Raw genomic sequence first — 19,470 nt, 5'->3', positions numbered from 1 at the left:
ATGAAACTGACCCTTGCCGCACGCGCTGTTGCGCTCGCTTTCTGTACCCTTCCGCTGCTGGCGCATGCCAGCGAAGCCGACCTGATGCAACGACTCGACAAGCTCGCCGCCGAGCTCGATCAGGTCAAGGCCGAACTGGCCGCCACCCGCAAAAAAAGCGATGCCGTCGAAGCGCGCCAGTTGGCCGGGCCAACACCGGTCGCTTCCAGCCAGGCCGGCACCTCAGGCGGCATGAGCAGCGAACCGCAAACGGTCTTGTCCGGCTACGGCGAAATCAATTACAACCGCCCGAGCAAGGATGCCAGCGCCGCTCAGACCGATGTCCGCCGCGCCGTCATCGGCATCCAGCATCGCTTCGATGCGAAGACCAAGCTGGTCTCCGAATTCGAATGGGAGCACGCGGTCACCTCGGCCGACGACAAGGGCGAAGCCGCAGTCGAGCAGTTGTACATCGAGCGCGAATTTGACAATGGCCTGCGTGCCAAGGTCGGCCTGTTCCTGATGCCGGCCGGCCTGCTCAATACCAACCACGAGCCGACCGCGTTTTACGGTGTCGAACGCAATTTTGTCGAAACCGCGATCATCCCGTCGACCTGGCGCGAAGCTGGTATCGGTCTGTCGTCAACACTCGACAACGGCCTGACCTGGGACCTCGGCCTGACCACCGGATTCGATCTGGGCAAGTGGGATGCGGCATCGCCCGATGGCCGCGAATCGCCGCTGGCCGCGATCCATCAGGAAGGTCAGCTTGCCAAATCACGCAACCTCGGCGGCCACGCCGCACTGAACTGGCGTGGCGTACCGGGCTTGCTGCTCGGCGGCTCTGTCTTTAGCGGTGACGTCGCGCAGGGCGCAGCCAACTTCGCCGCACCAAAATCCCGCGTGACGCTGTGGGATGTGCATGCCCGGTACACCCCCGGCAAATGGGATCTGGCCGGCGTGTACGCCCGCGGCACGATCAGCAATACGACCAACCTGAACCTGACGTTTGCCGGCAACCCGACGCCGGTACCGTCATCGTTCGATGGCTGGTATGTACAAGCCGCCTATCAAGCCTGGAAATCGCAGGATTACGTCTTCTCGCCGTTCGTCCGCTATGAGCAATTCAACACCGCGCGCAGCTATGCCGGGCAGGTGCAAGGCGCCGAGGTCGCGACAGGGCCGACCGAAAAAGTCACCACTGCCGGTGCCAATCTGCGGGTCGGTGAAGGCGTTGTACTGAAGGCCGATTACCAGAAATTCCAGATCGACCGGACCCGCGACCGCGTCAATCTCGGCATGGGTTACGCATTTTGATGGGCCGCACCGGCAGCGCGCTGGTCACCTGCGCGCTGCTGGCCAGCGGCAGCGCGTTCGCCACCCAATACCTGACGGCGGAAGAAGCACAGCAAGTCATGTTTGCCGACGCCACCACGTTCAAGCCGCAGCCACTGGAACTGACTGCCGCGCAAATGCGCGACGTGCAAAAGCTTGCCGGCCTGCCGGCGCGCTCGGTGCAATGGCGCGTCTTGTCGGCATGGCGCGGCGAGACGCTGCTGGGCTATGTCGTGCTCGATGACGTGATCGGCAAGTACGAGCTGATTTCGTATGCGGTGGCACTGAGCCCCGATGCGACGGTACGACAAATCGAAATCCTGACCTACCGCGAGAGCCACGGCTTTGAAATCCGCAGCCCCGCATGGCGCAAGCAGTTCGTCGGTAAATCGGCGCAAGCCGGACTGGCCGTCGGCGAGGGCATCAGCAACATCAGCGGTGCAACGCTGTCCTCGAATCATGTCACCGATGGCGTACGCCGCATCGCTGCCGTCGTGCAGGTCGCTCTCAAAAAATGAAGTGCCGCGCGCAACCGTGGCTAGGCACGCTGGTCGATATCCGGATTGGCGATGTGCTCGATGCCGGACCACTGAATGCCGCCTTCACAGCCGCGTTTTCCCGTATCAGCGAAGTGCACCGGCTGATGAGTTTCCATGACGCCGGCAGCGATGTCGCCCGCCTCAATCGCGCTGCCGTCGGCTCCACCGTTGCCATCGATGCTCACACCGCCTGCGTCATCCGGCTCGCGCTGCAACTGCATGCCGGCAGTGACGCGATCTTCAATATCAGCTGCGCGACACGGCTGGTGCACTGGGAATATTTGCCGTCACCCGGCCGCGCTTTGCCGGCCTACGACGCCAATGATTGCGGACTGCTGCTTGCCGCCGATGGACACGTGCACAAAACCCGCGACGTGCTGATCGATCTCGGCGGCATCGCCAAGGGTTACGCGGTCGACCAGGCCATCGCCGTCTTGCAGCAGGCCGGCGTGACATCGGCTTGCGTCAATGCCGGCGGTGATGTCCGGGTGCTCGGTGCAACCCCGTTTGCCATCGCCATCCGCGACCCGTCGACCGTCACCGGAAGCACCGTCACGGTCGATCTGGCCAACGCGGCACTGGCCACCTCGGCGACGTATTTTTCGGCCGGGGAAATCGGCGGGCGCGCCGTCAGTGCACTGGTCGATGGCCGCAGTGGCGAACCAATCAACAGCCGTCGCAGTGTCACCGTGCAGGCCGCCGATTGCCTGCACGCCGATGCGCTGACCAAGATCGTCATGGCCAGCGGCGATGCCACGCATCCGCTGCTGGCGCGACATCGCGCGCAGGCATTCATACTCTGATCCATGCGCCCACCCAAACACACGCTGCACCATCCGTCGCGCCAAGCCGCAGCCATGTCGATGCCGATGGAACGCTGGCAGCGCCGCAGCGTTTATCTGACGATCGCATTGCTGACGCTGAGCGGAGTGGCGTGGCTCGTCGCGCATTTTTTCTTGCGGCCGGTCACCGAATTCGGCGAGTCGGTCAGTCCGTTCGAACCGTGGTCGATGAAGCTGCACGGTGGCGCCGCGATGGCGCTGCTATTCCTGCTCGGCAGCATGCTGAACAACCATATCCGGCGCGGTTTGCGGGCGCGACGCAACCGCAGCTCCGGCTGGAGCATGATCGCGCTGACGGGGTTGCTGGTCCTGACCGGCTACGGTCTGTATTACCTCGCCGGCGAGATGTCCCGGCCGGCCTGGTCGTGGGTGCATTGGCTGATCGGGGGGGGCTTTGCTGCCGGGTTGCCGCTGCATGTGTGGCTGGGGCGCACGAACAGCAGTTAAAACAATCTGCAACTAGTCATCAATCGCCGTCGTCCAGCGCCTTCCTTGACTCGATCAATGCATGGTCACGACGCAGCTCTGCCTGAAGCTCCTCTTCGGTCGGAAGCAGCGCACGGTAACGACTGGCGAACAATTGCGGGCTATCGGCGAGCAACGAATACCGGGCGACCGCATCGTTGCGCTCCGAGCAAAGTATCAGTCCAAGCGTCGGGTTATCCGCTGGCTGCCGCAATTTCTGGTCGCAGACACGCACATACATGTCCATCTACCCCACATCCTGATGTGAAAGCTCGCCCACTTTTAACTCGACAAGCACAAAGCATCGCAGCAAAAAATTATAGAAGACCAGGTCGACAAAGCAATCTTCGCTCTCGATCCGAAAATGCTTCTGCCGAGCGACGAATGCAAAACCTTTTCCTAACTCAAGCAAAAACTGTTGCAGCTGGTTGAGTAATCCTTGTTCCAGGTCTTTTTCGTACAAGGCGGCACCAGGTTCGGCACCTAGAAACTCAAGAACGTAAGGGTCGCGAATAAAGTCACGTGGATCTGCTGATGCATCGCGTTCTATCAGGCGCTTCGCTTCCGTCTTGACAGAGGCCTGGTCCTGACTGGACAACAAGCGCTCAAAATAAAGCGTGCTGACTTGCCGGTCGAGCGCAGCGACACTCCAGTGTTGAGCGATAGCTTCCTGTGCATACCAGCGACGCGCCTCGATTTTTTCGATGCGCATCAGCAAGCGATAGTGGGACCAGCTCAATTCGCTACCTGCCGTGTAGTGAATGTCGTCAGCGCAATATGTTTGGAAAAATTGACGGAAATTTCGTAAATTTGCCAGCGAGTAGCCTTTGCCGAACTGCGCAGTCAACCTCCGCGACAGTGACTCGAGCGTTCCTTTGCCATACATCGCACGGGCCGCACCGCTCTGTTCCTCCTCAACGATGAGTCGACCAATTTGCCAATAGGTCTGGATCATCACATCGTTGACTGTTCTGCGCACCTCGCGTCGCGCCGTCAGCAGCAAGCTGCTGATCTCCTGGAACAGGCGATCGACCTGTTCGGCGGTGATGTTTCCAGATGTTGAACTGCTCATTATTCCCTCCGAATGGCAACATGCATGACGTGCGTGCATGGAAGTAGTGGTGCCGTGCAGTAAGCGCGGCGTCAGCCTAGCGGAGAGTGTAAGAGAGTTATCCGGACGGACTTTTCAATGCATCACGGCTTATTCATTTCATGAAAAAAATGCATACATCCCTGAACGATAAGCAAATTTCGTAGCCGTCTGACGCCACCTGACGGATTGAAAATATCCCCCTCAAGGCAATTCACAAATGCTGCAGCTATGCCCCTTGCAGTTATGTAGCACGCTATTGCGGATGCGCCGCGTGCTGGTGCCTTGCCCCGCCACGCCATTGCCGGCCAGTCGTTCGGCGCCGGTGCGCGGCTTCCAGGTGTCGGTCACTTGCAAGCTCACGCGCGATGCATTGAGGGCCGGACGGGCGACGGTTTGCTGTTTGCAGTACGGGCAGTCGATCGCGGTATGCAGGTCGCTGACCTTGAGCATGCGTTCGAAGATGCCTTCGCATTCGCTGCAGTGGATGTCATAGAACGGCATGGTGATTTCCTTGAAAAGAGAACGCGGCAGGATCGGAGATCCCGCCGCAATACTGACGTGTTACGGCTGCTTGCGACCCCAGTGCGCGAGGTCGTTGAGCATGCCTTTGGGCGTGATGTCCTGATCAAAAATCTCGGTCGGGATCGATACCGTGCAGGCGCAGTTCGGGATGTCGACGATGCCGCCTATGCGACCTTCGACCGGTGCGGCCGTCAGCAACATGTAGGCTTGCGGACCCGTGTAGCCGAAGCGGGTCAGGTAGTCGATTGCCTTCAGGCAGGCCTGGCGATACGCGACGGTCGCATCGAGGTAGTAGTTCTTGCCGTTCTCGACGCTGATGCCTTCGAAGGTGATGTACTTGCTGTAGTGCGGCTTGACCACGCTGGGCAAAAAGATCGGTGCGGTCAGGCCGTACTTGGCCATGCCGCCCTTGATCAGGTCGAACGCGACGTGGGTCGCGCCATCCATCTCAATCGCGCCGCAGAAGCCGATTTCGCCATCGCCCTGCGAGAAGTGCAAGTCGCCCATCGAAAAGCCCGCGCCCTTCACATACACCGGGAAGAAAATCCGCGTGCCCGACGACAGGTCCTTGATGTCGGTATTGCCACCATGTTCGCGCGGTGGCACGGTACGCGCCGCCTCGGCTGCCATCCGGTCGAATGCCGAACCGGTCACGCCACGCAGCACCGCCGTCTTCGGATCCGGCGGTTTGGCCAGGCCCAGCTTGGCCAGTGGCGCTTCGCGACGATTCCATTCATTGAGCAAGTCCATTGATGGCAAACAGCCCATCAGGCCCGGATGCGTCAGGCCGGCGATACGCACGCCGGGGATGTGGCGCGAGGTCGCATATAACCCTTTCAAATCCCAGATTGCCTTGGCGGGTTCGGGAAAATAATCGGCCAGGAAACCGCCGCCATTCGACTTCGCAAACACGCCCGAAAAACCGACCGGTGTGATCGGTTTGATGTCGAGCAGGTCGACCACCAGCAAGTCGCCGGGTTCGGCACCTTCGATGTAGAACGGGCCGGTCAGCGGATGGGCGCGGGTCAGGTCGACATCGCGAACATCGGCGACGTCGTCGTTGTCATGGATCTGGCCATCGAGAAAGTCGAGCGATTCGATGATGATTTCTTCGCCCGGCTTGACGCGTGACAGGAACGGAATATCCGGATGCCAGCGGTTGTGACCCAGTTCGGGTTGTTCGGCCAGTGGGACGCCCGGTTTGATGGTGAAGTGCTGCATGGTTGCTCCTTGTTAGGTAACAAAAATCGGGGATCAGGAAGATGAATCAGGAGGACGGAAACGCGCCTGCAAAGCACCCGGCCTGATAACCGCCGCTGACGGTCTCATCCTTGATCGTGGTGCAGACCAGCTTGACCCACGCGTCCTGCTGCAGCACGGTGCCGTCCGGCAGCACGCCGCCGGAAGCAGTGAACGACAGCAAACAAACCGGACAGGTTTGTGCCGATGACGCACAACGCGCCTTGCCGCTATCGGTGAATCCGGCGGTGCCGAATTTGTTGTAGTGCATGAAGCCAATCATCGCGATTCTCCTTGGGCAGAAAAAAATCAGGTATTCGGGGTGTTGGGGATGCCGGCGATCGGGCATTCCGGCGTGCCGGCCGTCGCGCGCGTCAGCGCTTCCGATTGCGCCCGCGCGGCTTGCGGATCGTTGACCCAGGTCTTGTAGAAATCGAACGGACAGTCGGCCTTGCCGGCCGGGTCTTCGCCGGAATTGATGGTGCCGGTGTAACCGCGGTGCAGCAGCTTGTACAGATGGTTTTGCGATTGCCCGTTGCGGCGCGCGTCGCGGATGCTGCTGACGGACAGTTCGGCGTAGTTGATGCCCATTTCTTCGGTGCCGCATTCGCCCAGCGTGCGGCCGTCGTAGCCGATCAGCGCCGAGTGGCCGAAATACGAATACACGCCATCGAAACCCGTTGCATTGGCCACCGCCACATACACGTTGTTCATGAAGGCCATCGCCTTCGAGACCAGCACCTGCTGCTCTTTCGACGGATACATGTAGCCTTGGCAGCGCACGATCAGCTCGGCGCCCTTCATCGAACAGTCGCGCCAGATTTCGGGATAGTTGCCGTCGTCGCAAATGATCAGGCTGATCTTCAAGCCTTTCGGACCCTCGCAGACATAAGTCGTGTCGCCCGGATACCAGCCTTCGATCGGCGTCCACGGCATGATCTTGCGGTACTTCTGCACGATCTCGCCCTTGTTGTTCATCAGGATCAGCGTGTTGTACGGCGCCTTGTTCGGATGCTCTTCGTGCTGTTCGCCGGTGATCGAGAACACGCCCCAGACATTGGCCTTGATGCAGGCTGCCGCAAAGACATCGGTCTCGGGGCCGGGGATGGTGGACGCGGTGTCAAACATCTCCTGCGCGTCGTACATGATCCCGTGGGTCGAGTATTCCGGAAAAATCACCAGGTCCATGCCGGGCAAGCCGGTCTTCATGCCGACCAGCATCTCGCCGATCTTGCGGGCGTTGTCGAGTACCTCGGCACGGGTGTGCAGGCGTGGCATCTTGTAGTTGACGACTGCGACGCCGACGCTGTCGTTGCTGCTGGAAATGTCACCGTGTCTCATGCGGACTCCTTGATTAGATTGCGTACAACTCAATTTTTATCGACGCCAGCCACATTGGCCTTGGCGTAGGTTGGTGGTGCATTTGGTGCAATGCCCGTTGGTGATTGCACCCTACGTGTAGCGCCGTCGTAGGGTGCAATCACCGCAGGGCATTGCACCGTTCACACCGACAAGTACTTGCTGATGGTCGGCGCATCGACATTGGCGCGCGTGTCTTCATAAACAAAACGGCCCTTGTCGATCACCAGAAAACGGTCAGCGATGTCGAGCGTGAAGCTGAGCACCTGTTCCGAGACGATGATGGTCAGCTGGCGCATCGTGCGGATTTCTTTCAGGCTGCGCGCGATGTCCTTGATGATCGACGGCTGGATGCCTTCGGTCGGCTCATCGAGCAACAGCACTTTCGGTTCGGTCGCCAGCGCGCGGGCAATCGCCAGCTGCTGTTGCTGGCCGCCCGACAGGTTGCCGCCCTTGCGACCGCGCATGTCGAACAGCACCGGGAACAGCGCATACAGTTCTTCGGGTACCTTGCCGCGCGCTTTGGCGGGCAAGCCGGTCTGGATGTTTTCAAGTACGGTCATGTTGGAAAAAATCATCCGGCCCTGCGGTACATAGGCGATACCGCTTTCGACGCGCTGGTAGCTTTCCATGCCGCCGATTTCGTGCCCGCCGATGCGGATGCTGCCACTACGCTTGGGTAGCACGCCCATCAGCGTCTTGAACAGCGTGGTCTTGCCCATGCCGTTGCGACCCATGATGGCGACGATTTCGGTCTTCTCGACATTCAGGCTGATGTCATGGATGACCTGGCTCTGGCCGTAGCCGGAAACGAGATTGGTGATGCTCAACATGGTGTTTCCTTTCGGTCTCAGTGACCCAGATAGACTTCGATCACTTTCGGATTGGCCTGCACCGATTCCATGCTGCCCTCGGCCAGCACTTTGCCCTGGTGCAGCACGGTGACCCGGTGCGCGATGCTCTTGACGAATTCCATGTCGTGCTCGATGACCAGCACCGAACGGCCCTGGCTGATACGGCCCAGCAGCTCGGCGGTCTTGCTGCGCTCGGACACACTCATGCCGGCCACCGGTTCATCCAACATCAGCAGTTCCGGCTCCTGCATCAGCAGCATGCCGATCTCCAGCCACTGCTTCTGGCCGTGCGACAGCAGGTCGGCCTGCGCATGCAATTGCTCGCTCAGGAAGATCTCGGCGGCGACTTCATTGACGCGGGCAATCACGTCAGCCGAACGCTCGAACACCAGCGCACCGAACACCGAACGGCCACGCGGGAACGACATTTCGAGGTTATCGAAAACGCTCAGGTTTTCGTAGATCGAGGGCGTCTGGAACTTGCGGCCGACACCGGCGCGGACGATGTCGTACTCGGCCATCTTCGTCAGTTCGCGCTCGTTGAAGCGGATGCTGCCGGCGGTGGCCTGAGTCTTGCCGCAGATCAGATCAAGCACCGTGGTCTTGCCGGCTCCGTTCGGGCCGATCACGACGTGGACTTCGTTGCGGTTGACGTACAGGTTCAGGTTATCGACGGCCTTGAAACCATCGAATGAGACGGTCAGGCCTTCGACGGACAGGACCGGCCGGTTGGCATTCTTGACGCCGATGGGTGCGTTGCTCATGTGGCGGTCTCCAGTTCGGCGGCAGCTTGGACGGTCCCTTTGCGGCGGGTTGCCGGCAGCAGTTTCTCTACCCATCTGCGGCCATGCGACTCGTACAATCCGGCGATTCCGTTCGGGAAATACATGACGACGGTGATGAACAGACCGCCCATCAGGAACAGCCACAGTTCGGGGAAGGTTTCGGAAAAATACGTCTTGCCGAAGTTCACCAGCAAGGTGCCGTAGATCGCGCCCAGCAGCGACATGCGACCACCGACAGCGGCGTAGATCACCATCTCGATCGACGGCACGATACCGACAAACGACGGCGACATGAAGCCGACCTGCAGCGTGAACATCGCGCCGCCGATGGCCGAGAAAGCTGCCGCGACGCAGAACACGAAGATCTTGAAACTGGCCACGTCATAGCCGGAAAAACGTACACGCTCTTCCTTGTCGCGCATCGCCATCAGCAGGCGGCCCAGCTTGGAAGTGAGGATGTAGCGGCCGAACAGTACGCAAGCTAACAACAAGGCGACGGTGACGAAGTACAGGATCAGCTTGGCCGAATCGGTGCGGATGTCCCAGCCCAGCATAGTCTTCAGGTCAGTGATGCCGTTGACGCCGCCGGTCAGTCCTTGCTGGCCGACAATCAGGATGGCCAGGATGGCAGCGACGGCTTGCGTGACGATAGAAAAATACACGTCGCCGACGCGGCGCTTGAACATCGCCACGCCCAGGATGAACGCGATCAGCGTTGGTACGGCCAGCACCAGCAGGATGGTCAGGCCGAGGCTATGGAATGGCTGCCACATCATCGGCAGTTCGGTGATCTGGTTCCAGTCCATGAAGTCCGGAATGCCCGGCGTCGACTGGATTTTAGTGCTGATCGGGTCCGACGCTTCGAGCTTCAGAAACATCGCCATGCAATAACCACCGACGCCGAAGAACACTCCCTGGCCCAGGCTCAGGATGCCGCCGTACCCCCAGCACAGCACCAGACCGACCGCGACAAACGCATACGACAGATACTTGCCGACCAGCCCGAGGCGGAAGCTGTCGAGCAGCAACGGGAACACGACGATCAGCAATGCGCCCAGCACCAGCAGGCCGATGGCACCCTGCCGTCCTCCCAGTATTTTTTCATACAGTGTGTTCATGGTCGGTCCCTGGAGGTGGATGGATTACTTGCGGACTTTGGAAGAGAACAGTCCTTGCGGACGCAGCATCAGGATCACGATCACCGCCGACAAAGTCAGCACCTTGGCCATCGATCCGGACAGAAAGAACTCCGACGTCGACTGGGTCTGGGCAATCGAAAACGCCGAGGCAATCGTGCCGATCAGGCTTTGCGCACCACCGAACACGACCACCAGAAAAGTGTCAACGATGTAGAGCGATCCGCTGGTAGGCCCGGTCGAACCGATTGTCGTGAAGGCCGATCCGGCCACGCCGGCGACGCCGCAACCAAGGGCGAACGTCGTGCGGTCGACCTTGCGGGTATTGATGCCGACGGCACCGCTCATCAGCCGGTTCTGCATCGTCGCGCGCACCTGCAAGCCCCAGCGCGAACGGAACAGCAACAGAAAAATGCCGCCGGTCATGACGACGGTCAGGCCCATCATGAAGGCGCCGTTGATCGGGATATCGATGCTGTCGGTTGGCTTGAACGAGCCCATCAACCAGTCAGGCAAAGTGGCGCTGACTTCCTTGGCACCGAAGATCGAACGGAAGGTTTGCTGCATCAGCAGGCTCAGGCCCCAGGTGGCCAGCAAGGTATCAAGCGGACGTTTGTAGAGGCGGCTGATCATCAGCCGCTCGGTCAGGTACCCGACGCCGTAGGCTGCCAGAAACGACAGCACGATCGCCAGGAAAAAATAGTAGGGCTGGAAAGCCGGCGCATAGGTTGTCGTAAGGTGCGACAGCAAATACGTCATGTAAGCGCCTATGGTCAGGAACTCGCCATGCGCCATGTTGATCACGCCCATCTGTCCGAAGATGATGGCCAGTCCGAGTGCCATCAACAACAGCACGCAAAAGACCGACAGGCCGTTGAAGCCCTGCATCGCGAAGATGGCGCCGAATTCTGATAACCACTCCATGGTGACTCCTGTTGATGCTGCGTATGAAATCGGGTGCTGCGGCGTGCGGTAAAGCCGTTGTAGCGTGGGCACGAAGACACCGTGCCCACGCTACGGGGGGTGTTACTGATAACCCTTAGGAAACGGATTCGGCTCGATCAGCTCCGACTCGTAGACCACCTTGAACTGGCCGTCTTTTTGTGCCTGGCCGATGCGGGTCTTGCTCCACAGGTGATGGTTTTCATGGACCTTGACGTAGCCCTCCGGCGCGTTCTTCAGTTCCAGTCCGGCCGAGGCGGCGATGACTTTGTCGACATCAAAGCTGCCGGCTTTTTCGACCGCCGCTTTCCACAACCAGGGTCCAAGGTAGGCCGCCTGGGTGACGTCACCCATCACCGCATTGGCGCCGTACTTGGCCTTGAAGTCGGCAACGAATTTCTTGTTATTCGGGTTCTCGAGGCTCTGGAAATACTTCATCGACGCGTAGAAGCCTTCGACGTTTTCGCCGCCGATACCGAGCATTTCATCTTCGGTGACCGAAATCGTCAGCAAGGTCTGGGTCTTGGCGGTGACGCCGGCGGCTTTCAGTTGCTTGTAGAACGCGACGTTGCTGCCACCGACGACGTCGGTGAAAATCACGTCCGGTTTTTTCAGCTTGATCTTGTTGATCAGCGAGCCGAACTGGGTGTTGCCGAGCGGGTAGTACTCTTCGCCGACGACCGAACCCTTGATCACGTTCTCGATATGTTTGCGTGCAATTTTATTGGACGTGCGTGGCCAGATGTAGTCGGAGCCGACCAGAAAAAAAGTCTTGGCTTTCTTTTCCTTGGCGATCCAGTCCAGACCTGCCAGCACTTGCTGAGTGGCTTCCTGGCCGGTGTAGAACACGTTCTTCGATTGCTCGAGACCTTCGTAGAAAGTCGGGTAGTACAACAGGCCGTTTTCTTTTTCGAACACCGGCAACACCGCTTTGCGCGAGGCCGAAGTCCAGCATCCAAAGACGGTGGCAACGCGGTCACTGACCAGCAGTTTCTTGGCTTTTTCAGCGAAGGTCGGCCAGTCGCTGGCACCGTCTTCCTGGATGATCTTGATCTTGCGGCCGAGGATGCCGCCCATCGCATTGATCTGGTCGATCGCCAGGCGCTCGGCCTGGATCGAACCGGTTTCACTGATGGCCATCGTGCCGGTCGCTGAATGCAACTGGCCGACCGTGACTTCGGTATCGGTGATGGCCAGCTTGGTCGTGTTGATTTTGGCGGTGGCCGGAGACTGGGCAAAGCCCATCACCGGGAAGGCCAGCGTAGAGGCAACAGCCAGGCCCATGAGGACCTTGCGACGCTGCGCCGACTTGATATCGGCAGGGGAACGAGGTGACATGCAGTGCTCCTTTCAGATTGTGATGCGGCGGGAAATACGCTGGCGAACCGGTTTCAACACTGGCCGGTGTTGCCTGTCTGGAAACCGGTTTGCCTTGAGACGTAGATTAGGAGTTGCGCTGCAGTGCATCAATACGTCGTTTGACGTAAGTGCGGTGACCGGTGGAGTACGTAGCCTGTTGGCGGCAATGCGGGTCAGGAGACCCGGAGGGAAGAGGGACGCGACATGCTGCGGCATGTCTTGTCCATCAGATTGCGGGGAACTGCTATGGCAGGATCGTCAATCCCGGCATCTGCTGCTGCAGGTCAAGGATGGCCATCGGGGAAATCAAATGGCAACCGTGCAGATGCAATTTTTCCAGCGCGGGAAAATGGGGGACCTGGAGCAATGCGGCGTCCGTCAGATAGCCACAACCGGTAAGATCCAGCGTCTTCAGTGCCGGCAATGCTTGCAAGTGGCCCAGTCCGGCGTCGTTGACGCGCGCACATCCGGTCAGTCGCAAGGTCTGCAGCTTGCCCAGTGACTGAAAATGCCTGAGATCGTCTCCGGTCACGCCGATACAACGCGTCAGATCCAGCGTTTCCAGCGCGCTCTGCCGCCCCAACCCGGCCATCGCCGCACCGGCAACGCCCGGACAGCCACGCAAATCCAGCGATTGCAACGATGGCATCGTTACCAGCTGCGCCAAACCGCGTTCCGTCAGGTCTACGCAATTCTGCAACGCCAGCTGTTGCAACGAACCCTGTGCGAACAGGTCTTGCACTTGCCGATCTGCGATGTATGTGCCGCTGGCCTGTAGATGCTGCAATCCTGCCAGTTGCGGCAGACAGGCTGCCAGTCCCTCCTGCGTGAGGTTCCTGCATCGAGTGAGATTGAGATGACGCAACTGCCGCAGGCGAGCCGCAGCCGCCAGGCCGGCATCATCAAGCGAACTACAAAATCCGAGATTGAGGTGCTGTAACGACGGCATCCCCTGAAAGCTGTCCAGCGTGGCACCCGTGAGCAGATTGCAGGAATGCACATCCAGGTGCTGCAATGCAGTCAATGCCGATAGCGGGGTTAGCCCGGCATCGGTAAGCCGATAAATCCCCGACAGGTCCAGATGCTGCAAGGCACGCAACGGCGGCAGATGGGCCAGTGCGGCGTCGGAGAGCTGCATCGAAAACGAGAGGTTCAGATGCTGCAAATTGGGCATCTTAGCCAGATGAACCAAATTCGCATCCACCAGCGCCCGACAAAAGGTCAGGTCCAGATGCAGCAGTGCGGGCATTTGCGTCCAGTTGGCCAGCCCGGCACCAGTGAAGCCACCGCTGGCATTGAGGTTCAAGTGGCGCAGCCGGGTCAGCGGCGCCAGCATCGCCACTTCGTCATCCGTCAAATTACCGCGATGCGTGATCGCCAGATGCTGCAGGATCGCCCGGTTGCCCAGTGCCTCCAGCGTCGCCGTGGCAATACCCGGACAGCGCTGCAAAGTCAGGTACCGCAATTGCGGCATCTGCGCCAGCGGAGCACCGCTGGCTTGCGGCAACTCGGCCAGCTCAAGGGTATGCAATGCGGGCAGCGCTGCCAGGGCGGCCAGCCCGGCATCCGTGACCCGCGTGCACGGCCGCATGTCCACGTGCTCCAGCGAAATCAACCCCGCCAGATGCGCCAGGCCGGCGTCGGTCAGACGGGTATTGCCGCTTAACTCAAGGCGCCGCACGGACGCCTGGTGTTGCCCCGGACCTTGCTGAAGAAGCTGCAGATGCGCATCGGTGAACTGGCCATCAGTGAGTCTGAGGTGTTCGATGCCACCAACCTGGAAGGCCGCTAATGCCGGGGCGAGGTGCGCAGGATGATCGAGCGCGACGCGGCGGGTCGCTTCGGCACCCGCCGTCCTGAAACCCCGTGATACCAGCCTGAAATTGCCACGATCACCGACACCCAGGTAACGGGCAACGCACACCAGAACCTCGGGTGGCAGGTCAGATAGCTGCAATTGCACTTGCATGACATTGCCGGCCGGCAAAGGCAAGCGTGATGGTCCGGCACCGTCTGCTGCGGCAGCCAATGGCTGATCGGGCAAGCCGGATGGCGCCGCTTCACTGCTCGATGATGATGATGATGATGATGACGTTACTGGCACATCGGCTGGTTCCCGCACGCTGGCTACGGCCGACGGCGATTCATTTGCTGCTACCTGCGACGCGCGTACGCACGGCATTCTTCTGATCATGTTGCCCATGTTAATTTCTCGAGGTAGTTGAACTCGCCATGAGTAGCCGATCCGGCGATATGGTTCCGTGCACGCGCACCACGCCAAGGCAAACATCCTCCATTCCAGTGCGCCGTCGTCCCGATGTCGCACAAAATCCTGCGCCACAAGGTCGCATCCGCTGGTTTAAAACTTGCTAAGACTGCTTGCCCCTAGTCCCCTTCCGCCGGAGAACCCTGTGCCTACGGCAGCGCCCCAACGCATCATCAAGATACGCCGCGACTACAACACCCTGGTCGCCAACGAGACGCTCGAAGACTATGCGTTGCGCTTCACGCCGCGCGCGTTTCGCAAGTGGTCCGAGTTCAGCCTGGCCAATACCGCGATGGGGGCCGTGTCCTTCCTCGCGCTTGAAGCGATAGGCGGCGCAATCACGCTGAGCTACGGTTTCTCGAATGCGTTCTGGGCCATCCTGTGCGTGTCGGTGCTGATCTTCCTGACCGGCCTGCCGATCAGTTATTACGCCGCCAAATACGGCGTCGACATGGACTTGCTGACGCGCGGTGCCGGCTTCGGCTACATCGGCTCGACCATCACGTCGCTGATCTATGCGTCGTTCACCTTCATTTTCTTTGCGCTCGAAGCGTCGATCATGGCGCAGGCGGTGCAGCTGTATGCCGGCTTGCCGCTGGCGCTCGGCTACATCGCCTGTTCGCTGGTGATCATTCCGATGGTGGCCTGGGGCATCACCTGGATCAGCCGCCTGCAGCTCTGGACCCAGCCGATCTGGATCGTGCTGCTGGTGCTGCCGTATGCGTGCGTGCTCTACAAAGAACCGACTGCGCTAAACGACCTGATGCATTTTTCCGGCCGCGCCGAAGACGGCGGGTCGTTCAACCTGACGCTGTTCGGGGCGGCCGCAGCGGTCGCTTTTGCACTGATCGCGCAGATCGGCGAGCAAGTCGATTTTCTGCGCTTCCTGCCCGAAAAAACCGCGGTCAACCGGGTGCGGTGGTGGTCGGCCCTGCTGCTGGCCGGACCCGGCTGGGTCGTGCTGGGCGCAGCCAAAATGCTGGGCGGTGCGCTACTGGCCTTCCTGGCGATCCAGCATCAAGTGCCGATGGATCAGGCCATCGAACCGACCCGGATGTACCTGGTCGGGTTCGGCTACGTGTTCTCGAATCCGGCCTGGATACTGGCGGCGGTAACGCTGTTCGTCGTGGTGTCGCAAGTCAAGATCAACGTCACGAACGCGTATGCCGGATCGCTGGCCTGGTCGAATTTTTTGCACGGCTCACGCACAGCCATCCGGGCCGCGTGGTGTGGCTGGTGTTCAATGTGCTCATCGCGATCCTGCTCATGGAGCTGGGGGTCTTCGCAGCGCTCGAGCATGTGCTGGGGATCTATTCGCTGGTGCCGATTTCATGGATCGGTGCGGTGGTCGCCGACCTGGTCATCAACAAGCCGCTCGGCCTGAGTCCGCCGCATATCGAGTTCAAGCGCGCGCATCTGTATGACATCAATCCGGTCGGCGTGGGTGCGATGCTCGGTGCGACCTTGCTATCGGCGCTGGCGATGGCGGGCTTGTTCGGGGGCCTGCCGCAGGCCCTCGCCCCGTTCATCGCGCTCGGCAGCGCGCTGCTGCTGGCACCGCTGATTGCGCTTGCCACGCGCGGGCGCTATTACCTTGCGCGAGCCGATACGCTGCCGCGCGACGGGCTGGTCACGCGCCGTTGCGTGGTCTGCGAGAACACCTTCGAGACCGAGGACATGGCGCACTGTCCGGCCTATCAGGGCGCGATCTGTTCGCTGTGCTGCACGCTCGACGTACGCTGCAACGATCGCTGCAAGGTCGCTGCGCGCTTGCCCGAACAGCTGATGGCGGTATTGCCGGCCAAGCTGGCCGATCGCCTGCAAACCCGACTGAGCCGCTACCTGATTGTGCTCGTCCTGCTTGGCAGCGGGCTGGCGCTGCTGCTGTGGCTGCTGTACGCGCAGGAGCAGACGACGTTGTCGTCAATCGCCGGACAAGACAAGCTCGGCTGGATTTTCGTCAAGTTGTTCTTCAGCCTGATGCTGCTGACCGGGGTCGGGGTCTGGTGGCTGGTGCTCACTGCCGACAGCCGTCGCATCGCGCATGAAGAGTCGGATCGCCAGACCCGGTTGCTGCTGCAGGAAATCGCCGCGCACGAAAAAACCGATGCCGAACTGCAGCGCGCCAAGGAAGCCGCCGAGTCGGCCAATCTCGCCAAGACCCGCTTCATCACCGGCATGAGCCATGAATTGCGTACGCCGCTCAACAGCATCCTCGGCTACGCGCAAATCCTGCAATTCGATCCGGCCATGCCGCCGCACCGCAAGGATGCGATCGACGTGATCCATCGCAGCGGCAACCATTTGCTCAGCCTGATCGATGGCTTGCTCGACATCGCCAAGATCGAAGCCGGCAAGATGCGGCTCGACACCGACGAACTGGCGCTGCCCGCCTTCCTCGAGCAAATCGTGCAGATGTTCGCCCCGCTGGCTGCCGAAAAAGGCCTGGCGTTCGCCTTCGTCTGCAACGACCGCGTGCCCGATGTGGTCCGCGCCGACCACAAGCGGGTGCGCCAGATCCTGATCAACTTGCTCGGCAACGCGCTCAAGTTCACCGATACCGGCGCGGTCACGCTGCGCCTGAACTACGGGCGCGACATGGCGCACTTCTCGATCGAGGACACCGGCATCGGCATGACCGCCGACGAAGCCGAACGCATCTTTTATCCGTTCGAGCGCACCGTCAGCGCCGACCTGCGCGCCGCCGCCGGCACCGGCCTGGGACTGACCATCAGCAACATGCTGACCCATATCATGGGCGGCGAACTGACCGTCACCAGTACACCCGGACGCGGCAGCTGCTTCCTGCTCAAGCTGTATCTGCCGACGGTCCATGCGCCGCGTGCGGCGCTAACGCTGGTCGATCCGCTGTCGGGCTACACCGGTACGCGCCGGCGCATCCTGATCGTCGATGACCAGCCCGGCCAGCGCACGATGCTCGCGCAGATGCTGCTGCCGATGGGCTTTGCCATCACCGAGGCCGGCAGCGGCGCCGCCTGTCTGGCCAGCATCCGTGCCGCCCCGCCGGACCTGGTGCTGCTCGATATCGCGATGCCGGAGATGGATGGCTGGGCCGTCAGCCGCGCCATCCGCGCGCTTCCTGGCACCGCGACGCTGCCGCTGCTGATCGTCTCGGCCAATGCCTTCGACCTCGCCGCCGGGCGCGCCGGCTTCCCGTGCCATGACGGCTTTATCGTCAAGCCGGTCTCGCTGCTCGAATTGCTGGCCAAGATCAAGTTGCATCTGAAGCTCGACTGGATCGCCATGCCGCTGCCGGCCGTCCTGCCCGGGGCACCGGCGACGCGGCCCCCGCCCGAGGAGCTCGCAGCGCTGCTCGAACTCGGCGCGATCGGTTACGTCAAAGGCATCCTCGCCAAGCTGACCGAGCTGGAACAGCATACGCCGTCGCAACTCGCCTTCACGACCGAACTACGCGAACTGGTCAGGCGCTTCCGCCTGAACGACTTTGCCGCCCGACTAAAAGAAGCCATCCACGATGCTCCCCCTGCCCTCTGACCAGCATGTGATCCTGATCGTCGACGACGTCCCCGAGAACCTCGCGGTACTCTCGGATGCGCTCGATGAAGCCGGTTACCTGGTGCTGGTCGCCACTGACGGGGCCGCTGCACTGGAGCGACTCGGTTACGTCACGCCGCACCTGATCCTGCTCGATGCGGTGATGCCGGGCATGGACGGTTTCGAGACCTGCCGGCGCATCCGCGCGCTGCCCGGCGCGCGTCATATTCCGGTGATCTTCATGACCGGCCTGACCGAGACCGAACACGTGGTGCGCGGCTTCGAGGTCGGTGGCAATGATTACGTGATCAAGCCCTTGCAACCGCGCGAAGTGATCGTGCGCATCGTCGCGCAACTGCGCAGCGCGAGTCAGATTTCGCTGGCGAACACGGCCAGCGAAGCCAGTGCCCACGCGGTCATCGTGCTGGACCGGCAAGGCTTGCCGCTATGGCAGACCAGCAAGGCGCTGGCCTGGATGGAGCAGTATTTTGCGCAGCGCGATACCGGTGCGCTGCCGCCCTTGCTGAGCGGCTGGATCGATGCACACCTGGTCCTGGCCGGCGCCGATCCGGGGGCTGTGGCACCACTGCGGGTGCAACAACAGGACAGCGCGCTGTGCATCCGTTTTTCGCGTGGTGAACGCAGTGGCGATTTGCTGCTGCTGTTCGATGAAGTCATCACCGCCAAAGCCGCTGCGGCAGCGCCGACGCTTGCCGGTTACCAGCTGACGCCGCGCGAACACGATGTGCTGGCGTGGCTGGCCAAGGGCAAGACCAACCGCGATATTGCCGACATCCTCGGCATGAGCCCGCGCACGGTGAACAAGCATCTGGAACATATTTTCGTCAAGCTCGGGGTCGAAACCCGCTCGGCGGCAGCGGCGTTGGTGGCGCGACAGACGGTGTCACCGCTGGCGTAAGCGGGGTTGGCGGGCATGAGCGCTCACGTTTTTCGTATGTACGGTTCGCTGGTTGGGTTGGGTTGGGTTGGCTTGGGTTGGGTTACGGTCGTTGGTAGTTTGTGTTTTATGTGCTCCGCCACGACCAAGCCGGGGGCGGCCCGGCAGCCGGTCACTTCTTTTTGCTTCGCCAAAAAGAGAGTAACCAAGAAAAAGGCGACCGCGAGACTGCTGCCCTTCGGGTTCCCAAAAGCCGGAGCCAGTCAGGGGGAAGGCCGCAAACTCGCTTCGCTCAGACAGTGCGGCCTTCTGATCCCCTGCCTGACTCCGACTTTTGGCAG

15 protein-coding genes and 2 pseudogenes are annotated in these 19,470 nt (G+C 60.8%); 6 read left to right on the top strand and 11 right to left on the bottom strand.

The window, feature by feature from the left end; translation table 11 throughout:
• The 4 genes from RHM62_RS04730 to RHM62_RS04715 are packed head-to-tail and all read left to right on the top strand — an operon-like array spanning window position 1 to window position 3,142.
• Window positions 1-1,296 carry a hypothetical protein gene (locus tag RHM62_RS04730; RefSeq protein ID WP_322124405.1) on the top strand — a complete coding sequence of 432 codons (1,296 nt, stop codon included), beginning with the start codon at window positions 1-3 and terminating at the stop codon, window positions 1,294-1,296.
• Window positions 1,296-1,832, top strand: a complete 537-nt coding sequence (locus RHM62_RS04725) for an FMN-binding protein (protein ID WP_322124404.1) — start codon at window positions 1,296-1,298, stop codon at window positions 1,830-1,832. Before RHM62_RS04730 ends, RHM62_RS04725 begins: the two co-directional genes overlap by 1 nt.
• Entirely contained in the window at window positions 1,829-2,656 is an 828-nt protein-coding gene (locus RHM62_RS04720) for an FAD:protein FMN transferase (RefSeq protein WP_322124403.1), read from the top strand. The genes RHM62_RS04725 and RHM62_RS04720 overlap by 4 nt, the downstream gene beginning before the upstream one ends.
• 3 nt (window positions 2,657-2,659) lie before the next feature.
• Window positions 2,660-3,142 (top strand): DUF4405 domain-containing protein, encoded by a 483-nt coding sequence (locus tag RHM62_RS04715; protein ID WP_322124402.1) that lies wholly within the window; start codon window positions 2,660-2,662, stop codon window positions 3,140-3,142.
• A gap of 19 nt (window positions 3,143-3,161) precedes the next feature.
• On the opposite strand, the pseudogene RHM62_RS04710 reads toward RHM62_RS04715, so the two are convergent.
• From RHM62_RS04710 to RHM62_RS04660, 11 genes and pseudogenes are all read right to left on the bottom strand, one after another.
• Window positions 3,162-4,232 (bottom strand): annotated as a pseudogene (locus RHM62_RS04710) (PDDEXK nuclease domain-containing protein).
• A 222-nt stretch (window positions 4,233-4,454) separates the two neighbouring features.
• On the bottom strand, window positions 4,455-4,754 hold the full coding sequence (locus RHM62_RS04705) for an FmdB family zinc ribbon protein (protein ID WP_009667427.1): 300 nt from the start codon (window positions 4,752-4,754) through the stop codon (window positions 4,455-4,457).
• Between the two features lie 60 nt (window positions 4,755-4,814).
• Window positions 4,815-5,996 (bottom strand): formamidase, encoded by a 1,182-nt coding sequence (gene fmdA / locus RHM62_RS04700; protein WP_322124401.1) that lies wholly within the window; start codon window positions 5,994-5,996, stop codon window positions 4,815-4,817.
• Between the two features lie 46 nt (window positions 5,997-6,042).
• The gene (locus RHM62_RS04695; protein WP_322124400.1) at window positions 6,043-6,297 is read right to left on the bottom strand and encodes a hypothetical protein; all 255 of its coding nucleotides are present in this window, start codon (window positions 6,295-6,297) and stop codon (window positions 6,043-6,045) included.
• Window positions 6,298-6,323: 26 nt separating this feature from the next.
• Window positions 6,324-7,355: an aliphatic amidase gene (locus tag RHM62_RS04690; RefSeq protein WP_322124399.1), complete on the bottom strand. Its 1,032-nt coding sequence runs from the start codon at window positions 7,353-7,355 to the stop codon at window positions 6,324-6,326.
• Window positions 7,356-7,516: 161 nt separating this feature from the next.
• On the bottom strand, window positions 7,517-8,206 hold the full coding sequence (gene urtE, locus RHM62_RS04685) for an urea ABC transporter ATP-binding subunit UrtE (protein WP_322124398.1): 690 nt from the start codon (window positions 8,204-8,206) through the stop codon (window positions 7,517-7,519).
• Between the two features lie 17 nt (window positions 8,207-8,223).
• Window positions 8,224-8,991, bottom strand: coding sequence for an urea ABC transporter ATP-binding protein UrtD (gene urtD / locus RHM62_RS04680; RefSeq protein WP_322124397.1), 768 nt, complete (start codon window positions 8,989-8,991; stop codon window positions 8,224-8,226).
• Window positions 8,988-10,130 carry an urea ABC transporter permease subunit UrtC gene (gene urtC, locus RHM62_RS04675; protein WP_322124396.1) on the bottom strand — a complete coding sequence of 381 codons (1,143 nt, stop codon included), beginning with the start codon at window positions 10,128-10,130 and terminating at the stop codon, window positions 8,988-8,990. Before urtC ends, urtD begins: the two co-directional genes overlap by 4 nt.
• A 24-nt stretch (window positions 10,131-10,154) precedes the next feature.
• Window positions 10,155-11,072 carry an urea ABC transporter permease subunit UrtB gene (gene urtB, locus RHM62_RS04670; RefSeq protein ID WP_322124395.1) on the bottom strand — a complete coding sequence of 306 codons (918 nt, stop codon included), beginning with the start codon at window positions 11,070-11,072 and terminating at the stop codon, window positions 10,155-10,157.
• 102 nt (window positions 11,073-11,174) lie between these two features.
• Complete coding sequence (gene urtA, locus RHM62_RS04665; RefSeq protein WP_322124394.1) at window positions 11,175-12,428, bottom strand: urea ABC transporter substrate-binding protein; 1,254 nt, start codon at window positions 12,426-12,428, stop codon at window positions 11,175-11,177.
• Between the two features lie 265 nt (window positions 12,429-12,693).
• Entirely contained in the window at window positions 12,694-14,652 is a 1,959-nt protein-coding gene (locus RHM62_RS04660; RefSeq protein WP_322124393.1) for an F-box protein, read from the bottom strand.
• A gap of 208 nt (window positions 14,653-14,860) precedes the next feature.
• Between RHM62_RS04660 and RHM62_RS04650 the strand changes: the two are divergent.
• Window positions 14,861-18,231 (top strand): annotated as a pseudogene (locus tag RHM62_RS04650) (ATP-binding protein).
• Window positions 18,212-19,150, top strand: a complete 939-nt coding sequence (locus tag RHM62_RS04645) for a response regulator transcription factor (protein WP_322124391.1) — start codon at window positions 18,212-18,214, stop codon at window positions 19,148-19,150. The pseudogene RHM62_RS04650 and the gene RHM62_RS04645 overlap by 20 nt, the downstream one beginning before the upstream one ends.
• The last annotated feature ends 320 nt before the right edge of the window (window positions 19,151-19,470 follow it).

The organism is Actimicrobium sp. CCC2.4, from assembly GCF_034347385.1.
Taxonomy (GTDB): Bacteria; Pseudomonadota; Gammaproteobacteria; order Burkholderiales; family Burkholderiaceae_D; genus Actimicrobium.
Note: the sequence above shows the minus strand (reverse complement) of the source record. Positions and strands in the feature narration are given on the sequence as shown.

What these genes read in the sequence shown, in the direction of transcription:
- urtE (WP_322124398.1), bottom strand. Translation starts at nt 8,206, where the DNA reads ATGTTGAGCATCACCAATCTCGTTTCCGGCTACGGCCAGAGCCAGGTC.
- RHM62_RS04715 (WP_322124402.1), top strand. Translation starts at nt 2,660, where the DNA reads ATGCGCCCACCCAAACACACGCTGCACCATCCGTCGCGCCAAGCCGCA.
- RHM62_RS04720 (WP_322124403.1), top strand. Translation starts at nt 1,829, where the DNA reads ATGAAGTGCCGCGCGCAACCGTGGCTAGGCACGCTGGTCGATATCCGG.
- RHM62_RS04690 (WP_322124399.1), bottom strand. Translation starts at nt 7,355, where the DNA reads ATGAGACACGGTGACATTTCCAGCAGCAACGACAGCGTCGGCGTCGCA.
- RHM62_RS04725 (WP_322124404.1), top strand. Translation starts at nt 1,296, where the DNA reads ATGGGCCGCACCGGCAGCGCGCTGGTCACCTGCGCGCTGCTGGCCAGC.
- urtB (WP_322124395.1), bottom strand. Translation starts at nt 11,072, where the DNA reads ATGGAGTGGTTATCAGAATTCGGCGCCATCTTCGCGATGCAGGGCTTC.
- fmdA (WP_322124401.1), bottom strand. Translation starts at nt 5,996, where the DNA reads ATGCAGCACTTCACCATCAAACCGGGCGTCCCACTGGCCGAACAACCC.
- RHM62_RS04645 (WP_322124391.1), top strand. Translation starts at nt 18,212, where the DNA reads ATGCTCCCCCTGCCCTCTGACCAGCATGTGATCCTGATCGTCGACGAC.
- urtD (WP_322124397.1), bottom strand. Translation starts at nt 8,991, where the DNA reads ATGAGCAACGCACCCATCGGCGTCAAGAATGCCAACCGGCCGGTCCTG.
- RHM62_RS04660 (WP_322124393.1), bottom strand. Translation starts at nt 14,652, where the DNA reads ATGGGCAACATGATCAGAAGAATGCCGTGCGTACGCGCGTCGCAGGTA.
- urtC (WP_322124396.1), bottom strand. Translation starts at nt 10,130, where the DNA reads ATGAACACACTGTATGAAAAAATACTGGGAGGACGGCAGGGTGCCATC.
- RHM62_RS04705 (WP_009667427.1), bottom strand. Translation starts at nt 4,754, where the DNA reads ATGCCGTTCTATGACATCCACTGCAGCGAATGCGAAGGCATCTTCGAA.
- RHM62_RS04695 (WP_322124400.1), bottom strand. Translation starts at nt 6,297, where the DNA reads ATGATTGGCTTCATGCACTACAACAAATTCGGCACCGCCGGATTCACC.
- RHM62_RS04730 (WP_322124405.1), top strand. Translation starts at nt 1, where the DNA reads ATGAAACTGACCCTTGCCGCACGCGCTGTTGCGCTCGCTTTCTGTACC.
- urtA (WP_322124394.1), bottom strand. Translation starts at nt 12,428, where the DNA reads ATGTCACCTCGTTCCCCTGCCGATATCAAGTCGGCGCAGCGTCGCAAG.